The organism is Natronomonas sp. (genome assembly GCF_028274965.1).
In the GTDB taxonomy this organism is placed as follows: Archaea; Halobacteriota; Halobacteria; order Halobacteriales; family Haloarculaceae; genus Natronomonas.
In genome coordinates, this window is the sequence record NZ_JAQCNO010000048.1 from 103842 (window position 1) to 120595 (window position 16754).

Genomic DNA, 16754 nt, shown 5'->3' on the forward strand with positions numbered 1-16754 from the left:
GGTGTGAACTGCCTGCTTGTCGGGGCCGGCGCGATCGCGCCCGCGTACGCGGCCGGCCTCGAAGCGGACGGGAGCGCGCTGTCGCTGGCCGGCGTCTGTGATCTCGACGGGGCGCGGGCAGCGGCGCTGGCCGACGAGTACGGCTGCCCGTCGTTCGAGGAACTGGAGGCGGCCCTCGAGGCGGTCGAGGCGCCGCTGGTCGTCAACCTGACGAGTCACGCGGCCCACGCGGCGGTGACGCGGGCGGCGCTGTCGGCCGATCGCCACGTCTACTCGCAGAAGCCGCTGGCGCTCGAGGAGGGGACGGCCGAGGACCTGCTCGCGCTGGCGCGGCGCCGGGGGCTCGCGCTCGGGTGTGCGCCCGGGACGCCGCGGGCGCCCGCACAGCGGCGGGCGGGGCGGCTCGTGGCCGACGGCCGGCTCGGCCGCGTCGGGTTGGGGTATGCCCACGCGCACGTCGGGCGGGTGACCGACTGGCACGACGACCCGCGGTCGTTTCTCGACATCGGTCCGCTGTACGACGGCGGCGTGTACCCGCTCGCGCTTTTGATCTCGTGGTTCGGGCCAATCGAGCGCGTCCGCGTCGCCGACGCGTTAGACGTCTGGCCGGATCGGGAGACAGAGCGGCCGAGCGCGCCGAGTCACGTCGAGGCGACGCTCGCGTTCGCCTCGGGGCCGATCGTCCGGCTGACGGCGAGTCTGTACGCCCCCCACCGGAGCCGGGAGTTCTATGGCCTGGAGCTACACGGCGACGACGGCTCGGTGTACCTGGCGGGGACCGGCGCGATGGGGACGACGCCCGGGGACGTCCGGTTCGGTCGCCTCGGCAGGGGGTACACCGACGTCCCACAGCAGTGGCCGACGCGGGAGTACCGCTACGTCGACCCGATTGAGGACCTCGCGGCCGGCGTCGCCGAGGGAACCCCCTCGCGTGCCGGCGGGCGTCGGGGGGCTCACGTCGTCGCCGTCTGCAACGCGATCGAGCGGGCGGCGGCCGAGGGCGGCCCACTCGGGGTGTCGGCGGTCGGCGTCGAGGCGGACCCGGTCCCCGCGCCGATCGCCTCGGTCGAACGGACGGGAAGCCGCGGGAGCGCGATCCGGCTTCCGCCGATCGGGTTCGGCTGTTCGCGCTACCGGGACGGTGAGTACGTCGATCGGGTCGACTCGATCGAGACCGCGCTGGACGCCGGGTACCGCCTGTTCGACAGCGCGGAGCTGTACGGCAACGAACACCGGATCGGCGAACTGCTCGCCGCGCCGGGCGCGCCCGACCGCGAGTGCGTCTTCGTGCTCGGGAAGGTCTGGCGGACGAACCACCGCCGGGAGCACCTCCTCGAGGCGTGTGCGGGCAGCCGCGAGGAGCTCGGCATCGACGCTTTCGAGTGCTACGCGCTGCATTGGCCCGGGGCCCTATCGCACCGCGGCGAGCTCCGGCGGCTGGCCGAAAAGCCCCCGGACGAACAGGAGCGGCTGACGTTTCCGGAGGACGGCGAGGGGACCCTCGAACGGGCGGACGTGTCGCTGTCGAGGGCGTGGGAGAACCTGGAGGCGGTGTACGAGCGCGGCTGGGCCGACAGCCTTGGCGTCTGTAACGTCTCGCGGGCGCAACTGGAGACCGTCCTCGAGACGGGGCGGGTCCGGCCGGCGCTCGTCCAGATCGAGCGCCACCCCTACCGGCCGCGATCAGAGCTCGTCTCGCTGTGTCACGACCGGGGGATCCGGGTGGTCGCGCACTCGCCGCTGTCGGCCCCCGGGCTGTTGGACGAGGCGGTGTTGGCCGAGATCGGCGCGGACCGGGGGCTCTCGCCGGCCGGCGTCGTCCTCGCGTGGAACGTCTCCCGCGGCGTCGTGCCGATCCCCTCCAGTACGACCCGCGAGCACGTCGTTTCGAACCTCGCGGCGGCGGCCGAGCGCCTGACCCCCGCCGAGCGCCGGCGGATCGGATCACTCCGGGATCCGGCATTCGAGCGGTAGCCTGCAGTACACATATGTCGGAGAAGGCCGTACGTCGGGTATGGCAACGGCCGACGCGCAGCGATCGACCCTTCGAACGGACACGCTGAACGGTCTCCACTGGCTCGGCATCGCCGCGGCGCTCGTCACCGCCGCCATCCATCTCCTCTTGGGCGTGCGGCTGTTCCCGAGCGGGCTCGGGATCAGTTTCGTCCTCGCCGGGGGCGGCTTTGTCGGGGCCGTCGTGCTCGTGTTGATCGACTACCGCCGCCGCGCGGTCTACGCCGCCGGGATCCCGTTCACGCTCGTCCAACTCGTCGCGTGGTACGTCCTGAACTTCGCGGGCGGGGGCCGGTCGTTCCCGGGCGAGGTGGGGACCTTCGGGGCGATCGACAAGGTTGCACAGGTCGTGCTCATCGCCGTGCTCGTCGCGCTGCTCCGGTAGCGCGGCCGAATGTTGCCGCCTCGCTCGCGTTTTAACCCTCGGGGCGCGTCTCTCCTGTAGAGCCGCAGTAATGATCGAACCGCACCCCCGAGAGGACGCCGCGGGCGGCGTCGTCCGCCCGCCCGAAGCGGCGCATCGGGGGACGCGGCGCGGATCGGGCGAGGAGTGACCCATGGCCGGCCGACAGCCGCACCCGTCCGTCCGTCGTGGGGTCGGGGTCGCGGGACCGCTCGTCGCCGCGCTCGGGCTGACCGCCGTCCTGTGGGGGCTTCTCCCCGTCGGTCGGATCGGCCACTGGGCGGTCCACCCGGCGACGGTGGCGGGGTGCTGTTGGGCGGGACAGCTCTGGTACGTGAGCCACAGCGTCGGTCGGGGCGCCGGCGACGCCGCGCTCGGGCTCGCAAACGCGCTGACGCTCGCTCGGGGCGGGCTGTACGCGGTCGTGGCCGGGTTCGTGATCGTGCCGGCCGGCACCGACCTCGCCTGGGTGCCGGCGCTGTGTTACGGCCTCGGCGTCGCGCTCGACAAACTCGACGGGGCCGTTGCCCGAATCGTCGGCGAGCCGACCGCCCTCGGCGCACGATTGGACACCGCCTTCGACACGTTCGGGTTCGTCGCCGCGCCGCTTTTGGCCGTCGCGTGGGGGCAACTCCCCGTCTGGTACCTCTCGATTTCGGCCGCGCGGCACGTGTTTCTCGGCGGCGTGCGCTGGCGGCGGCTCCGCGGGCGAGAGGTGTTCGATCGGCCCGACAGCGACCTCGGGCGGTACCTCGCGGGGCTCCAGATGGTGTTCATCACGGCCGCGCTCGCCCCGGTCGTCCCGACCGAACTCGTTCGGACCGCCGCGCCCGTCGTCCTCGCGCCGTCGCTTCTGGTGTTCTGTCGGGACTACCTCGCCGTCAGCGGCCGGCTGCCCGGAGCCGACCCGGGCGCCTGACGGCGGCGTGTCGGGACGGACGGCCCGAGGCGACCACGGAGCGGGCCGGGCGACCCGTGGACGGTCTCGGGCGGTGGGTCGGCCCCGGGACAGGAGCCTCTATACCGCTGGGGCCGGTAGCGCCGTCGAACCATGGCCACGGCCCCGATCAGCGAGTTCCTGCAGTACGTCCGGTGGATGGATGCCCGCGCCGTCGAGTTCGTCGTCGGGGTGCGGAGCCCGCAGTTGACGGAGGTGATGAACTCGGTCACCGGGCTGGGGTCGGTGACGGCCGGACTCGTGTTCGTCGGGCTGTTCTACCTGGCCGGGTGGCGCGAGGAGTTCCTCGTGACGATCGTGTCGCTGTCGGTGCTCGGGGTCGTCGTCGGGGCGTTGATGTCGCTCGTTCAGCGGCCGTTCCCGCCCCAGCCGATCTGTATGACCGGCGACGACGCGGCGGTCACCAGTTCCTTTCCCTCCGGGCACGCGGCCGCGGTCACGGTGTACGCGACGGTCGCGCGGTCCTCGGAGCGCCTGCCGTTTGCGGTCGTGAGCGTCCTCGCGGCGGCGATCGCCTTCTCGCGGGTCTATCTCGGGACGCACTACCTCTCCGACACCGTTTTCGGAATCGGGATCGGGATCGCCGCGGCGCTTTTCGCCGAGTGGGCGGTGGGCCGGACCGACGTCGACGCGCTCCTCGCACGAGTGCCGTTCGAGGTGGACCTCTGAGCCGGCTCAGGCCCGGCCGCTCTTGTACACCAGCCCACTGGCGCTCGGCCCGTAGCGGTCCTCGGCGGCGAACGTCCGGCACTCGCGGGTCTCGGTCAGTTCGTCCCAGAGCCGCGGCACCCCCGTCCCGCCGGTCTCGACGTCGTGGAGGCCGATGAGACCGTCGTCGGCGACGAGCGGTTCGTACGCCTCGAAGTCGGCCCGAACGCCCTCGTAGGAGTGGTCGCCGTCGATGTAGAGGAAGTCGATCGCGTCCCCGGAGAGCGCCTCCCGGACCGCTCGTCGGGTCGTTTCGCTCTGGGAGTCGCCCTCGATGCAGCGCAGCGACACGCCCGATCGGCCGGCGACGTACTCCAGGAAGTCCCGCCGCCCCCGGTAGTCGAGGTCGGTGCTGAGCATCGTCCGCACGCCGTCGAGGGCGCGCGCCCAGACGTACAGCGTGCCGCCGTTGGCGCTGCCGATCTCCACGACCGTCTCGGGGTCGTGCCGCCGGACCGCGCGCGCCAGGTCGGTTATCTCGCCGCGGTGCTGGAGCGCCCGAAGCGACCGGTAGGGGCCGTACCCCCGGTAGGCCCCGCGGGGTTCGTAGTACGTGCCGGTCGTATCGAGGACGTCCTCGAGGGTCCGCTCGGAGGCCATCCGGGCGTCTATCTCCCGCTTTGAGTAGACGAAGGCGAGATCGCGGGCGAGCGGGGCCGAGAGAGCGGCGCGTTCGACGTCCCGCGAGACGCTGCTCACCGCCCGTTCGAGGAGGTTCGTGTAGTCCCGGTCCTTCCTGATCCGTCTCGCCCGTTCGAGCATGCCGGGGGTTCGACCCGCGGTCACAAAGCCGTTTTCGAGGGGAGTTAGCGGTAGTGCGAGCAGACCCGCTCGATGCCCTCGGAGAACTCGACCGCGGGCGTCCAGCCGGTCGCCTCGCGCAGCTTCGAGGGGTCCGCGCAGGTGTCGTGGACGTAGACCGCCTCGGGGATCGGGTTCTCAACGTACTCGGGGTCGACGCGCGTGCCCAACTCCTCGTTGATCGCCGCGACGACGGCGTTGAACGAGCGCCGTTCGCCGGTTCCGACGTTGTAGATCCCGTGGAGGCCGGCGTCGGCCGCGAGGACGCTCGCCCGGGCGGCGTCCGAGACGTGCGTGAAGTCCCGCGTCTGTGTCCCGTCGCCGTACAGCACCGGCGACTCGCCGGCGGCGACGGCGTCGGCGAACTGCGCGATCACGTTCGCGTACGCTTCTTTGTGTCGCTCCGCCCCGCCGTAGCCCTGATAGACCGAAAAGAACCGCAGTCCGGCCAGCGAGACGTCGTGGTGGGATCGGAAGTACTCCGCGTACCGCTCGCGGGCCAGTTTCGACGCCTCGTACCCGGTGTGTGCCGTTACCGGCGTCCCCTCCGGGGTGGGCTCCGTCCGGTCGCCGTAGACGGAGGACGTCGAGGCGTAGACGACGGTGTCGCAGCCGTCGGCGCGCGCCTGCTCGACGACGTTGACGAACCCCTCGACGTTGACGCGAGCCCCAGACTGTGGGTCCTCTTCGTGCATCGCGTACGACGAGCGCGCGGCGAAGTGAAACACCGCGTCCACGTCGGTCGGGAGGTCCTCCTCGAGGACGCTCCGCTCGCGGAAGTCGACGGCCTCCTCGAGGTGCGCCGGCGTGCCGAGCGAGCGGTCGTCGAGTGCGATCACGTCGTTTTCGGCGGCGAGGCGGTTGGCGACGTTCGAGCCGATAAACCCCGCGCCGCCGGTGACGAGCACGCGCTCGTTGTCCATACCGGCTTTTGACGCTCGTCCGGGTTGAAAACGTCGATCGCGGACGGATCCGGACCGGGGGCGAACACTGATACCGACCGCCGGCGTAGCGACGCGCATGACGCGTGTCGTCGCCGTCAGGCACGGCGAGACGGACTGGAACCGGAACGGGCGGATGCAGGGGTGGGCGCCCGTTCCCCTGAACGGGACCGGCCGCGAGCAGGCGACCGCCCTCGGCGAGTCGCTGGCCGAGGAGTACGCCTTCGATCGGGTCGTCTCCTCTGACCTGTTGCGGGCCGAGGAGACGACAGAACGGGTGCTCGAGTCGGTCGGTTCGGTCCCCGTCTCCGCCGAGGCCGCCTGGCGCGAGCGGGACCTCGGCGTGTACCAGGGGCTGACCCGCGAGGACGTCGAGGCCCGGTTCCCCGCGTTCGGGCTGGGCGAGACGGCCTACGAGGCGACCGAGGCCGTCCCCGAGGGCGGCGAGTCCTTCCGGGACGTCGAGCGCCGCGTCGTCGGTCGCTTCGAGGAACTCGCGGCGGCGACGGGGACCGTGCTGCTCGTCACGCACGGCGGGCCGCTGTGCATCCTCGCGGGCCACGCGAAGGGACAGGGGCTGACCGACGCGCTGTCGACGCATCACTTCGGGAACTGCTCGGTGACGGAGTTCGACGTCGGCGGCGCCCCCCGCGTCCTCAGGGAGGACGCCTCGGCGTGGCGCGAAACGTAGCCGGCGGCGAGGACGAACGCGAAAAGACGGTTCCGTCGAGCTGCTGAGTACAGAGGGCGTGCGCAGCACGGGCGCGGCGTTCACAGAGAACCGTGAACACCCTGATGTTGTCCCCAACCGTTATTACATTCTATTACATTCTATTAGACGTGCCAATCAGCATCGATCGGTTCGAAGACGGCCCGGACGACGCCCTCGATATACAGGAGGGGACACAGCCTCACCGCATCCTTCGGTTCCTCGCAGAGCACAGCGATGAGGCCTTCACGCAGACGGAACTCCACGAGGCGACCGGGATCAAGCGGGGGAGTGTCGGCGCCGTCCTCTCGCGACTCGAACAGCGACACCTCGTGCGTCATCGTGGACGGTACTGGGCCATCGCGGAGGACGATCGCCTCGCCTCCTACGCCGCGCAGTACGCGGCGAGTTCCGCCTCGACGACGGACGATTACTACGGCGAGGAATGAGTGTCGTCTACACCCGCGGGACGGTGGTGAAGGGACCTGATCTACTCGCCGAGCACAGCCACCGTCCGTACGTGTGTCTGAGCGACGATTCGCACCCGTTTTCCGAAGAGGAAGCGCTGTACGCAGCGGTCACGACGACGCGGAGAGCCGTCGCGATCCTGCTCGGGGACGACGATTTCGTTTCTGGTGGACTCCCGCGTGAAAGCTACGTAAACCCGTGGACGGTCGTGTCGATCCGTCACAGCGACATTCAACGGGAGGAAGGCCGGCTTGACGAGGAAACGGTCAGCAACATCGCAGAGGACGCTGCTGGGTATCTCGGTGTCGAGTAATGGACCCGGGTCGTTAGACATCCGGGGCTGGCAGGGTTCCGAGGGTGACCGATTCGTGCCCTCCATTCAGCATGGCTCCAAACACAGACCATCGATTGAGGATCTCAACAGAGTCAAAAAACGGAAACCAGGTCGCCGACGGGAGGAGATTTACTCCTCGCCCACGCAGGTGGGGTATGCCCGACGAGTCGCCAGACACGCGTCGCCTGGAGGAACAGCGCGACGACGTCCGCCTGCTCAATCAGGTCATGCGACACGACATCCGGAACGACCTCCAGTTGATCGGCGCGTACGCGGAACTCCTCGAGGACCACGTCGACGAGGAGGGCCAAGAGTATCTCGACGTCATCAAAGAGAGCACCGAGAGCGCGGTCGGGTTGACGACGACCGTCCGCGACCTCGCAGAGGTCATGCTCAACGACGGGGGCGAAACCGGGTCGGTCCCGCTGGCGGGGGCGCTCAACCGGCGGATCGAGGAGACCCGAAGCGGGTATCCGCGGGCCGTCGTCGCCGTCGAGGGGACGATCCCGGAGGTCGACGTCGTCGCGAACGACATGCTCGGGTCGGTGTTCCGGAACCTCCTGCAGAACGCGATCCAGCACAACGACAAGACGCCGGCGGAGGTCACCGTGTGGGCCGCCGAGACCGACGCCGGCGTCGAGGTGTACGTCGCCGACAACGGCCCGGGGATCCCGGACGCGCGCAAAGAGGAGATATTCGGCAAGGCCGAGAAGGGCCTCGAGAGCCCCGGGGCCGGCGTCGGGCTGTATCTGGTGCGGTCGCTCGTCGAGAGCTACGGCGGCGCGGTGTGGGTCGAAGACAGAGCCGACCGGACCGTCCCCGGCGCGTCGCAGGGCGACGACGGGGACGACGGGGCGGAGGGGTCCGTGTTCGTCGTTCGGTTGCCGCCGGCCGAGTGAGCGGGCGGCGGCGGGGCCGTGTCAGTCCTCCGTGGTCGGGTACTCCGTCGCGAACACGTCCGCGTCGGTGTCGGCGCCGGCGTCGGCGTCGTCCGGCGAGACGCTCCCCGTCCGGTACCCCGCCAGATCCAGCGTCACGTGGTCGAAGCCGACGTCGCTCAGGCGCGTTCGGGCCGCCTCGGCGAAGGCCGGATCGAGCGCGCGTTCGAGCTCCTCGGCGCCGACCTCGATCCGCGCGAGGCCGTCGTGGTCCCGGACGCGGAACTGGTCGAACCCCCACGTGCGGAGCAGCGCCTCGGCGCGTTCGATCCGCGTCAGCCGGTCCTCGGTGACCTCGAGGCCGGTCGGGATGCGCGAGGAGAGACACGCCATCGAGGGCTTTTCGGCCACCGAGAGGTCGTACTCCCGGGCGAGTTCGCGGACGCCGGACTTGTCGATCCCGTGTTCGAGAAGCGGCGAGTAGGCGTTCAGTTCCTCGACCGCCCGGAGTCCGGGGCGGTGGTCGGCCCCGGCGTCCGAGGCGTTGGTGCCGTCACAGACCGTGTCGATGCCGAGTTCGCGGGCCGTCTCGAACATCTTCCCGAGCCGCATCGACCGGCAGTGATAACAGCGGTCGTCGTCGTTCTCGGCGAAGGCCTCGCTGTCCAGTTCCGAAAACGAGACCGTCTCGTGGCGGATGCCGATCTCGTCTGCGACCCGCGTCGCGTCGCGCAACTCGGCGGCGGGCAGCGTCTCGCTTTTGGCGGTGCAGGCGACGGCGTCCTCGCCGAGGGCCTCGGCCGCGAGCGCGGCGACGACAGAGGAGTCGACGCCGCCCGAAAAGGCGACGAGAGCGCCGTCGAGGTCCGCGAGGTCCTCGAGGGCCGCGTCGCGTTTCGACGTGAGCGTATCCATACCCGCCCGTCGGTCCCGAGGCTCAAAAGACCGGCGGGCGACCGCGGCGGCCTCAGCGATCGAGGTCGTAGAGTTCGCCGAACTTCTCGTCGGCGTACGCGAGGAAGGGGTCGGCGCTGAGGGGGGACCCCGTCGCGCGCTCGATCAGTTCGTCCGTCGGGTACCGACACCCGTGTCGGTGGATCGAGTCGGCGAGGAACGTCCGGAGCGGCTCGAACTCCCCGGAGCGCACCGCCGCCTCGAGGCCGTCTATCTCCTCGTCGGCGGCGGCGTACACCTGCGCCGCGAGCGCGCTGCCGAGCGAGTACGTCGGGAAGTACCCGAAGGCGCCGTGGCTCCAGTGGATGTCCTGCAGGCAGCCCTCGCTGTCCGTGTCGGGGCGGACCCCGAGATACGACTCCATGCGGTCGTTCCAGACGGCCGGGACCTCCGGGACGTCGAGGTCACCGGCCAGCAGGTCCCGCTCGATCTCGAATCTGAGGACGATGTGGAGGTGGTAGGTGAGTTCGTCCGCGTCGACGCGGATCGGGTTGTCCGGGGCGACCCGGTTTGCGGCCTCGTACGCCGCACGCGGGGTGAGGTCGGTGCCGTGCCGGTCGTTGAACGCCGGGGTGAAACCCTCCCAGAAGGCCCGCGAGCGGCCGACGTGGTTCTCGAAGAGCCGCGATTGTGACTCGTGGACCGTCAGGCCGCGGTGCTCGCCGAGCGGCGAGCCGTACGCCTCCCGGGAGAGCCCCTGGGTGTACGTCGCGTGGCCGAACTCGTGGATCGTCGAGCCGAGCGAGTCGAGCGGCGCCGAGGGCTCGAAGCGCGTCGTCACCCGGGCGTCGAACTGCGTTCCCGACGAGAAGGGGTGCGGCGCGGTGTCGAGCCGCCCGCGATCGAAGTCGTACCCGAGCGTCTCGAGGGCCGTCCGGGCGAGCGCCGCTTGGTCCGCCTCGGGGAAGGTCCCCTCGACGTCGTGGAGGTCGACCCCGGAGTCGCGGATCGCGTCGATGAGCGGGACGAGCCCCTCGCGGAGGCGTTCGAGGACCCGTTCGGCGGTCTCGAGGTCGATGTACGGCTCGTAGTCCGCAAAGAGCACGGCGTAGGGGTCGGCGTCGGGGTCGATGTGGGCCGCGTACTCGCGTTTGAGATCGAGGAGTCGCTCGAGCGTCGGCGCGAAGGTCCCGAAGTCGTCGTCCGCCTTGGCCTCCCGCCAGACGGGGTGGGCGTCGGCGGTCGCCTCGCTGATCTCCTCGACGAGGTCCGTCGGGACGTTCGCTTTCCGCTCGTGTTGGCGGCGGATCTCGCGGACGACGGCCGAGCGATCGGCCGACAGCGACCGGTCCTCGAGCGTCGAGAGCCATTCGCCGACGTCGTCCTCGACGAGCAACTCGTGGGCGACCGCGGAGACGGCCCCGCGCTGCTTGGAGCGCGCCGGCGTGCCGCCCTCCGGCATCATCACCTCCTGATCCCAGTTCAACACCCCGTTCGCGTCCGCGAGATACGTCGCTCGCTCGTACTGCGATAGCAACTCGTCGTACGCCGCCGGGGCGGCCTCGCGTTCGCTCGCCATACCCCCCGTCGGCGTTGGCGGAACAAGAACCCTCTGACGGTCGCGGGGGCGAGAGCGAGACCCCCGAAACCGGGGGCACAGAGTGAGCGCGCCGCGGCGTGCGAGCGCCGCGGACCGGGGCTATCACCGTATTTATACCGTTTCGGACCCGACGCTCCGTATGGATGTTCTGCCGGACACGAGCGCGGTCATCGACGGCCGCGTGTCGGAGCGCGTCGACGCCGGCGGCGTGGACGTGGTGTACGTCCCGGAGGCGGTCGTCGGCGAGTTGGAGGCCCAGGCCAACGACGGCCGCGACAGCGGCTGGGACGGGCTGGCCGAGCTACAGCGGCTCGCCGGACTCGCCGACGAGGGCGGGATCGACGTGGAGTACGTCGGCCGCCGTCCGGACGCGATCGAGAAGCGCGACGCCGGCGAGGGCGAGATCGACGCGCTGATCCGGGAGCTCGCGGACGGACACGACGCGACGCTTCTGACGAGCGACGTCGTCCAAAGCGAGGTCGCGAAGGCAAAGGGGATCGCGGTCGAGTACGTCGAGCCGAAGACCGACGACGCGAGCGAGCTCACCCTCGAGCGGTACCTCGACGAGGAGACGATGTCGGTACACCTCAAGACCGGGGTCGAGCCGATGGCCAAACGCGGGACGATCGGCGAGATGCGCTACGAGCGCGTCGGGGACGACCCCCTCTCGGAGGCGGAGATGCGCTCGGTGGCCGACAACGTGCTCAACGTCGCCCGGGCGGCCAGCGACGGGTTCGTCGAGCTCTCGCACCCGGGCATGACGATCGTCCAGATCCGGGACATGCGGATCGCCGTCGCGGAGCCGCCCTTCGCCGACGGGATCGAGGTCACGGCCGTCCGCCCGATCGTCAAGACGGACCTCGACGACTACGAGAAGGCCGACGCGCTCCGGGGTCGCTTCACCGAGCGACAGCGCGGCGTGCTCATCTCCGGCGCGCCGGGGGCCGGGAAGTCGACGTTCGCACAGGCCGTCGCGGAGTTCCTCGACGGGGAGGGGTACGCGGTCAAGACGATGGAAAAGCCCCGGGACCTCCAGGTCGGCCCCGAGATCACGCAGTACACCGAACTCGGCGGCTCGATGGAAAACACCGCCGACTCGCTTCTGATGGTCCGGCCGGACTACACGATCTACGACGAGGTCCGCAAGACGTCAGACTTCGAGACGTTCGCGGACATGCGGCTCGCCGGGGTCGGGATGATCGGCGTCGTCCACGCGACGCGGGCCATCGACGCCCTCCAGCGGCTCGTCGGCCGCGTCGAGTTGGGCATGATCCCCCAGGTCGTCGACACCGTCGTCTACATCGAGGCCGGCGAGGTCCACACCGTCTACGACGTGACGACGGAGGTGAAGGTGCCCCACGGTCTCGTCGAGGAGGACTTGGCGCGGCCTGTCATCGTCATCGAGGACTTCGAGACCGGCGAAGCGGCCTACGAGATATACACGTTCAACCGCCAGGTCGTCACCGTCCCGCTCGAGGGGGCCGCCGACGGGAGCGCCGAGACGGGCGTCGAACGCGTCGCCAAACAGGAGATCGAACGGGAGATCCGCTCGGTCGCCCACGGCCACGTCGACGTCGAGCTCCAGGGCGCGAACACGGCCGTCGTCTGGGTCGACGACGACGACATCTCCTACGTGATCGGCAAGGGCGGCGGCCGGATCAGCGAGATCGAAAACCGCCTCGGGATCGACATCGACGTCCGCTCGCTCTCGGATCGACCCGACGGCGCGGGCGGGGGCGCCGGTGCCGGCGCTGGTGGCGGCACCGACGCCGCGGCGGCCGGCGAGCGGGTCACGCCGGAGGTGACGAACCGCCACGTCGTCATCCCGGTCGGCGCACACGGCGGCGAGACCGTCGAGATCAGGGCCGACGGGGAGTACCTCTTCACAGCGACCGTCTCGCGCGGCGGCGAGATCCAGGTCTCGCGGGGGTCGGCGATCGCGGAGGAACTCGAGGGCGCGATCGACAGAGGGCGGTCGATCACCGTCGTGCCGCAGTAGCGTTCCTCGATCCGTCGCGGCCCGGGCGGGCGATCGGCAACACTATTAATCATGATAGTGTTGCCGACACGTAAGGACACAGATCATGAGACTATCGAACGCCAGAGACCGCTTCGTCGGCGAGTTCACGTTTCCGGTCGAGTGCGAGCGCGTCGTCGACACGCTCGGAGACGTCGAGATAGAGGGCCTGACGAACGACCCCGAAACGGTCGGCGACGTATTGGATCGGACGGACGCCGAGGCGTTTCACTCCGCCGACGACCTCTACGATACGATCATCGGATCGATAAGCAGCGAGTACGTCGGCCGCCGGTTCTACGACGACCGGGGCTCGAACGCCGGGATGGACATCGACGAGGTGTCGTTCTGATGGCGCGAAACGTCGTCGTGAGCGGCGTCCCGGGCGTTGGGGCCTCGGAGGTCTGCGAGGGCGCCCGGCGCGAGCTCGGCGACGAGTACACGCTCGTCAACGTCGGGGACGTCATGCTCCAGGAGGCGCTCGAACACGGCCTCGCCGACGGGCGCGAGGAGCTCGCACAGCTTCGGTTCCGCGACCAGCGGGCGCTCCAGCGGCGCGCGAGCGAGCACATCGCCCGCGAGTCCGATTCAGGGCCGCTGTTGATCAACACCCACCTCGTCGTCGAGACGCCGCTCGGGTACGTCCCCGGGCTGAGCGAGGCGATGCTCGCCGATATCGACCCCGCGGCGCTCGTCGTCGTCGATGCGGACACCGAGACCGTCCGGGAGCGCCGCGAGACGAGCGAGCGGTCCTACGAGCAGTTCAGCCGGTCGGTCGCGTTCCACAGACAGCTACAGAGCTCGGCCGCCTTCGCGTACTCGCTACAGAGCAACGCGTCGGTGTATCACCTCCGCAACGACGACGACGTCGAGGCGGCCGTCGGGCGACTCGCCGCCATCGCCGAGACGTTCTCCGAGCTCTCGGGATAACGGGCCGGTCGGACCGGGGGCGCGGGGCTACCGCAGCGCCGCGTGGAGCTTCTCGATCGGGTGCGGCGGTTTGCCCTCCGTCCGGTCGGTGTCGGCCAGCTGTGACCGACAGGAGGTGCCGGGCGCGGTGACCTCCTCGGCGGGCGAGTCCTCGACGGCGTCGAACAGCATCCGACCGATCGCCTGGCTCATCGAGTAGTGTTCGGCCTCGTAGCCGAACGACCCCGCCATCCCACAGCAGGTCGTATCGAGCACGTCGACGTCGTAGCCCGCCCGCCGGAGCACGCCGACGGCGTGGTGATCCCGGCTCGCCGCGGTCTGGTGGCAGTGGCCGTGGTACGAGACCGTCCCGTCGGCGTCGGTCGGGAGCCGCTCGTCGAGCCGGAAGGTGTCGATGTACTCCATCACGCTGTAGGTGTTCGCCGCGACGCGCTCGACGTCGTCGCCCGCGAGCAGGTCCAGGTAGTCCTCCTGATACATCACCGAGTCGGAGGGCTCGACGCTGACGACGTCCCAGCCCGCCTCGATCCGGGGGGCCAGGGCGTCGACGTTCTCGCGGGCGGTCGCCCGGGAGTGATCGAGGAGGCTCTTCGAGTGCGCCGGTCGGCCGCTGTCGGTCACGTCGTCGGGGACCTCGACGTGAACGCCGGCGGCCTCGAGCGTCCGGACGGCGGCCTTACCGACCTCGGGTTGGGTGTAGTCCGTGTAGGGATCCGCGAGGACGAGCGCCTTGCGGTCGGCGTCGCGTTCGGCGACGGCCGGCGTCCGCGAGGCGGCCCACTCACGGAAGGTGTGTCGCTCGAACGTCGGCAACTCCCGTTCGCGGGCGATCCCGAGGGCCTTCTCCATGAAAAGCCCCGTCCCGGGCAGTTTCATCGCCGCGTTCGACAGCGGCGCAAAGGTGCTGCCGAGGCGGTAGAGCGTCTCGACGTTCGCAAACAGCCGGTCGCGGAGCGGGATCCCCTCGCGCTCGTGGTGTTCGTGTTTGAGTTCGGTCTTGAGCTTCGCCATGTCGACGCCGCTCGGGCAGTCGCGCTTGCAGCCCTTACAGCCGACACAGAGATCCATCACCTCCCCGAGGAACTCCTCGGAGAGGGCGTCCTCGGAGAGTTCGCCGCTCATCGCTTGCCGCAGCATGTTCGCCCGGCCCCGCGTCGAGGTGATCTCCTCGTTTTGGGTCGCCCGGTACGTCGGACACATCACCGACCCGGTCGTGTCCTGGTGGCCGGTACAGCCCGCACAGCCGTGACAGAGCTCGGTCATGCCCTGGAAGCCGTTCTCGTTGTCCCAGTTCAGTTCGGGCTCGAAGCCGGCGTCGAACTCGTATTCGGCGTCGTACCGGAGGTTCTCCGTCGGGTCGAAGTCGCCGCTGACGTTGCCGGGGTTCAACAGCCCCTGGGGGTCGAAGGCGGCCTTCAGCCGCTCGAAGGACGCCCAGATCTCGTCGCCGTAGAGCTTCCGGTTCCAGGTCGTCCGCGCCCGCCCGTCGCCGTGTTCGCCAGAGACCGAGCCGCCGTACTCGATGACCAGGTCCGTGATCGCGTCGGAGATCTCGAACATCCGCTCGACGCCGTCGTCGTCCTTGAGGTTCAACAGCGGGCGGATGTGCAACACCCCGGGACCGGCGTGGGCGTAGTAGGAGGCGAACGTGTCGTACTCGTCGAAAAGCGCCTGGATGTCGGCGACGTACTCCGGGAGGTTCTCGGCGGGGACGGCGGTGTCCTCGACGAACGGCCAGTGCTTCTCGTCGCTGGTCCGCGACAGGAGGATCGGGAGCCCCGCCTTCCGCATCTTCCAGAACTTCGCCTGTCGGTCGTCGTCGTAGGCTTCGAGGGCGTCTGTCGCCTGGATCGCGTCGTCGGTTCGGACCCGGTCCTCGGAGGGGTCGACCGCGGCCTCGTGGTCGGGGAGCCGATCGGCCAGCAGGTCGGCGGCCTTCCGTTTGCCCTCCGCGGTCGAGTCGGCGTAGAACTCGACGAGAAGCGTCGAATCGGTCCCCTCGGGAAGCGTCCCGACCAGCTCCGAGAACTCGGCCGTCTCGCGGGCGAGATCGAGGAACACGTCGTCCATCGCCTCGACGGCCGCGGGGTCGTGTTCGAGGATCGGGGCCACGTCCCGCATCGCCGCGATGACGTCGTCGTACGTGAGCAGGACGACGGACGTCTCCGCCGGGACCGGTTCGAGCGATACCGTCGCCTCGGTGACGATGCCGAGGGTGCCCTCGCTGCCGGCCATCAGCCGCCCGACGTTGACCGCGCCGCGGGCCTCGACGTCCTGTACCAGCCGATCGAGGTTGTACCCCGAGACGTTGCGGGTCAGGTCCGGGTACCGCTCTTTGATCCGCTCGGTGTCGTGTTCGAGGATGTCGGAGACGACGGCGTAGACGCGCTCCTCGATGTCCGCGTCCGCCCCGGCCGCCTCGGCCGCCGCGGCGCGTTCGTGGAGCTCCTCGACGTCCATCCAGCCGAACCGCGTGACGGTCCCGTCGGCGAGGACGACCTCGACCTCCTCGAGGTAGCCGTCGGCCTTCTCGTATTTCAGCGAGTGCGCGCCGGTCGAGTTGTTGCCGATACAGCCGCCGAGAACGCTCTTGTCGCCCCACGCCGGGTCGGGGGCGTACTTGAGGCCGTGCTCCTCGAGGCGGTCGTTCAGCCGCGCCAGGGTGATCCCCGGCTCGGCGGTGACCGTCTCGGCGTCGGGGTCGACGTCCACGACGCCGTCGAGTTCCTTTTTGAAATCGAGGACGACTGCCTCGTTGACCGTCTGGCCCGCAAGCGAGGTGCCGCCGCCGCGGGGGAGCACCGGGATCGAGCGCTCGGCGCAGTACTCCATCACCGCTTGGACGTCGGCCGTCGACGTCGGGACGACGACGCCGATCGGCAGTTGGTGGTACGCGCTCGCGTCCGTCGCATAGAGGCTCCGGCTGTAGCTGTCGAAGCGGACCTCGCCGTCGACGATCGCCTCGAGATCGTCGACCAGCTCCGGTTCGGCGACCTCGGAACTCCGGTAGTCGTAGTCGCTCCGCGGATCCGTGGCCGGGTCGACCGGCGGTTCCGGGCCCGATCGCGTGGTCTTGCTCATGTGTTCGAGGTAAAGGTCG

General features: G+C 69.9%; 16 protein-coding genes. 11 read left to right on the top strand and 5 right to left on the bottom strand.

Annotation, left to right across the window (positions count from 1 at the left end):
* Nucleotides 1–3 precede the first annotated feature (3 nt).
* The 4 genes from Q0916_RS06695 to Q0916_RS06710 all read left to right on the top strand — a co-directional run bounded on the left by Q0916_RS06695 (nt 4) and on the right by Q0916_RS06710 (nt 4043).
* A complete protein-coding gene (locus Q0916_RS06695; RefSeq protein WP_299235973.1) occupies nt 4–1974 on the top strand; it encodes an aldo/keto reductase in 1971 nt (656 codons plus the stop codon).
* 40 nt (nt 1975–2014) lie between these two features.
* Nucleotides 2015–2398 (top strand): DUF7475 family protein, encoded by a 384-nt coding sequence (locus Q0916_RS06700; protein WP_299235974.1) that lies wholly within the window; start codon nt 2015–2017, stop codon nt 2396–2398.
* A 172-nt stretch (nt 2399–2570) separates the two neighbouring features.
* Nucleotides 2571–3335, top strand: a complete 765-nt coding sequence (locus tag Q0916_RS06705) for a CDP-alcohol phosphatidyltransferase family protein (protein ID WP_299235976.1) — start codon at nt 2571–2573, stop codon at nt 3333–3335.
* A gap of 132 nt (nt 3336–3467) precedes the next feature.
* On the top strand, nt 3468–4043 hold the full coding sequence (locus tag Q0916_RS06710; RefSeq protein WP_299235978.1) for a phosphatase PAP2 family protein: 576 nt from the start codon (nt 3468–3470) through the stop codon (nt 4041–4043).
* A 6-nt stretch (nt 4044–4049) separates the two neighbouring features.
* On the opposite strand, the gene Q0916_RS06715 is transcribed toward Q0916_RS06710, so the two are convergent.
* Together Q0916_RS06715 and Q0916_RS06720 are read right to left on the bottom strand one after the other, a co-directional pair.
* Nucleotides 4050–4844, bottom strand: coding sequence for a class I SAM-dependent methyltransferase (locus Q0916_RS06715; protein ID WP_299235980.1), 795 nt, complete (start codon nt 4842–4844; stop codon nt 4050–4052).
* 44 nt (nt 4845–4888) lie between these two features.
* Nucleotides 4889–5806, bottom strand: a complete 918-nt coding sequence (locus Q0916_RS06720; protein WP_299235982.1) for an NAD-dependent epimerase/dehydratase family protein — start codon at nt 5804–5806, stop codon at nt 4889–4891.
* 97 nt (nt 5807–5903) lie between these two features.
* Here Q0916_RS06720 and Q0916_RS06725 point away from each other — a divergent pair, with 97 nt between their 5' ends.
* The 4 genes from Q0916_RS06725 to Q0916_RS06740 all read left to right on the top strand — a co-directional run bounded on the left by Q0916_RS06725 (nt 5904) and on the right by Q0916_RS06740 (nt 8234).
* Nucleotides 5904–6515: a histidine phosphatase family protein gene (locus Q0916_RS06725; protein ID WP_299235984.1), complete on the top strand. Its 612-nt coding sequence runs from the start codon at nt 5904–5906 to the stop codon at nt 6513–6515.
* 149 nt (nt 6516–6664) lie between these two features.
* Nucleotides 6665–6982 carry a MarR family transcriptional regulator gene (locus Q0916_RS06730; RefSeq protein ID WP_299235986.1) on the top strand — a complete coding sequence of 106 codons (318 nt, stop codon included), beginning with the start codon at nt 6665–6667 and terminating at the stop codon, nt 6980–6982.
* Nucleotides 6979–7314: a hypothetical protein gene (locus tag Q0916_RS06735; RefSeq protein WP_299235988.1), complete on the top strand. Its 336-nt coding sequence runs from the start codon at nt 6979–6981 to the stop codon at nt 7312–7314. Before Q0916_RS06730 ends, Q0916_RS06735 begins: the two co-directional genes overlap by 4 nt.
* 176 nt (nt 7315–7490) lie before the next feature.
* Nucleotides 7491–8234 (top strand): sensor histidine kinase, encoded by a 744-nt coding sequence (locus Q0916_RS06740; RefSeq protein WP_299235990.1) that lies wholly within the window; start codon nt 7491–7493, stop codon nt 8232–8234.
* Between the two features lie 21 nt (nt 8235–8255).
* Here the strand turns inward: Q0916_RS06740 and larE are convergent, their stop codons facing one another.
* Nucleotides 8256–9128, bottom strand: coding sequence for an ATP-dependent sacrificial sulfur transferase LarE (gene larE, locus Q0916_RS06745; RefSeq protein WP_299235992.1), 873 nt, complete (start codon nt 9126–9128; stop codon nt 8256–8258).
* Between the two features lie 52 nt (nt 9129–9180).
* On the bottom strand, nt 9181–10686 hold the full coding sequence (locus Q0916_RS06750; protein WP_299235994.1) for a carboxypeptidase M32: 1506 nt from the start codon (nt 10684–10686) through the stop codon (nt 9181–9183).
* Nucleotides 10687–10846: 160 nt separating this feature from the next.
* On the opposite strand from Q0916_RS06750, the gene Q0916_RS06755 reads away from it, so the two are divergent.
* From Q0916_RS06755 to Q0916_RS06765, 3 genes are all read left to right on the top strand, one after another.
* Nucleotides 10847–12706 (top strand): PINc/VapC family ATPase, encoded by a 1860-nt coding sequence (locus tag Q0916_RS06755; RefSeq protein WP_299235995.1) that lies wholly within the window; start codon nt 10847–10849, stop codon nt 12704–12706.
* Nucleotides 12707–12791: 85 nt separating this feature from the next.
* On the top strand, nt 12792–13076 hold the full coding sequence (locus Q0916_RS06760; RefSeq protein ID WP_299235996.1) for a DUF5789 family protein: 285 nt from the start codon (nt 12792–12794) through the stop codon (nt 13074–13076).
* Entirely contained in the window at nt 13076–13654 is a 579-nt protein-coding gene (locus tag Q0916_RS06765) for an AAA family ATPase (protein ID WP_299235997.1), read from the top strand. The genes Q0916_RS06760 and Q0916_RS06765 overlap by 1 nt, the downstream gene beginning before the upstream one ends.
* Before the next feature lie 27 nt (nt 13655–13681).
* Here the strand turns inward: Q0916_RS06765 and Q0916_RS06770 are convergent, their stop codons facing one another.
* Nucleotides 13682–16735, bottom strand: a complete 3054-nt coding sequence (locus Q0916_RS06770; protein ID WP_299235998.1) for an FAD-binding and (Fe-S)-binding domain-containing protein — start codon at nt 16733–16735, stop codon at nt 13682–13684.
* Between the last annotated feature and the right edge of the window lie 19 nt (nt 16736–16754).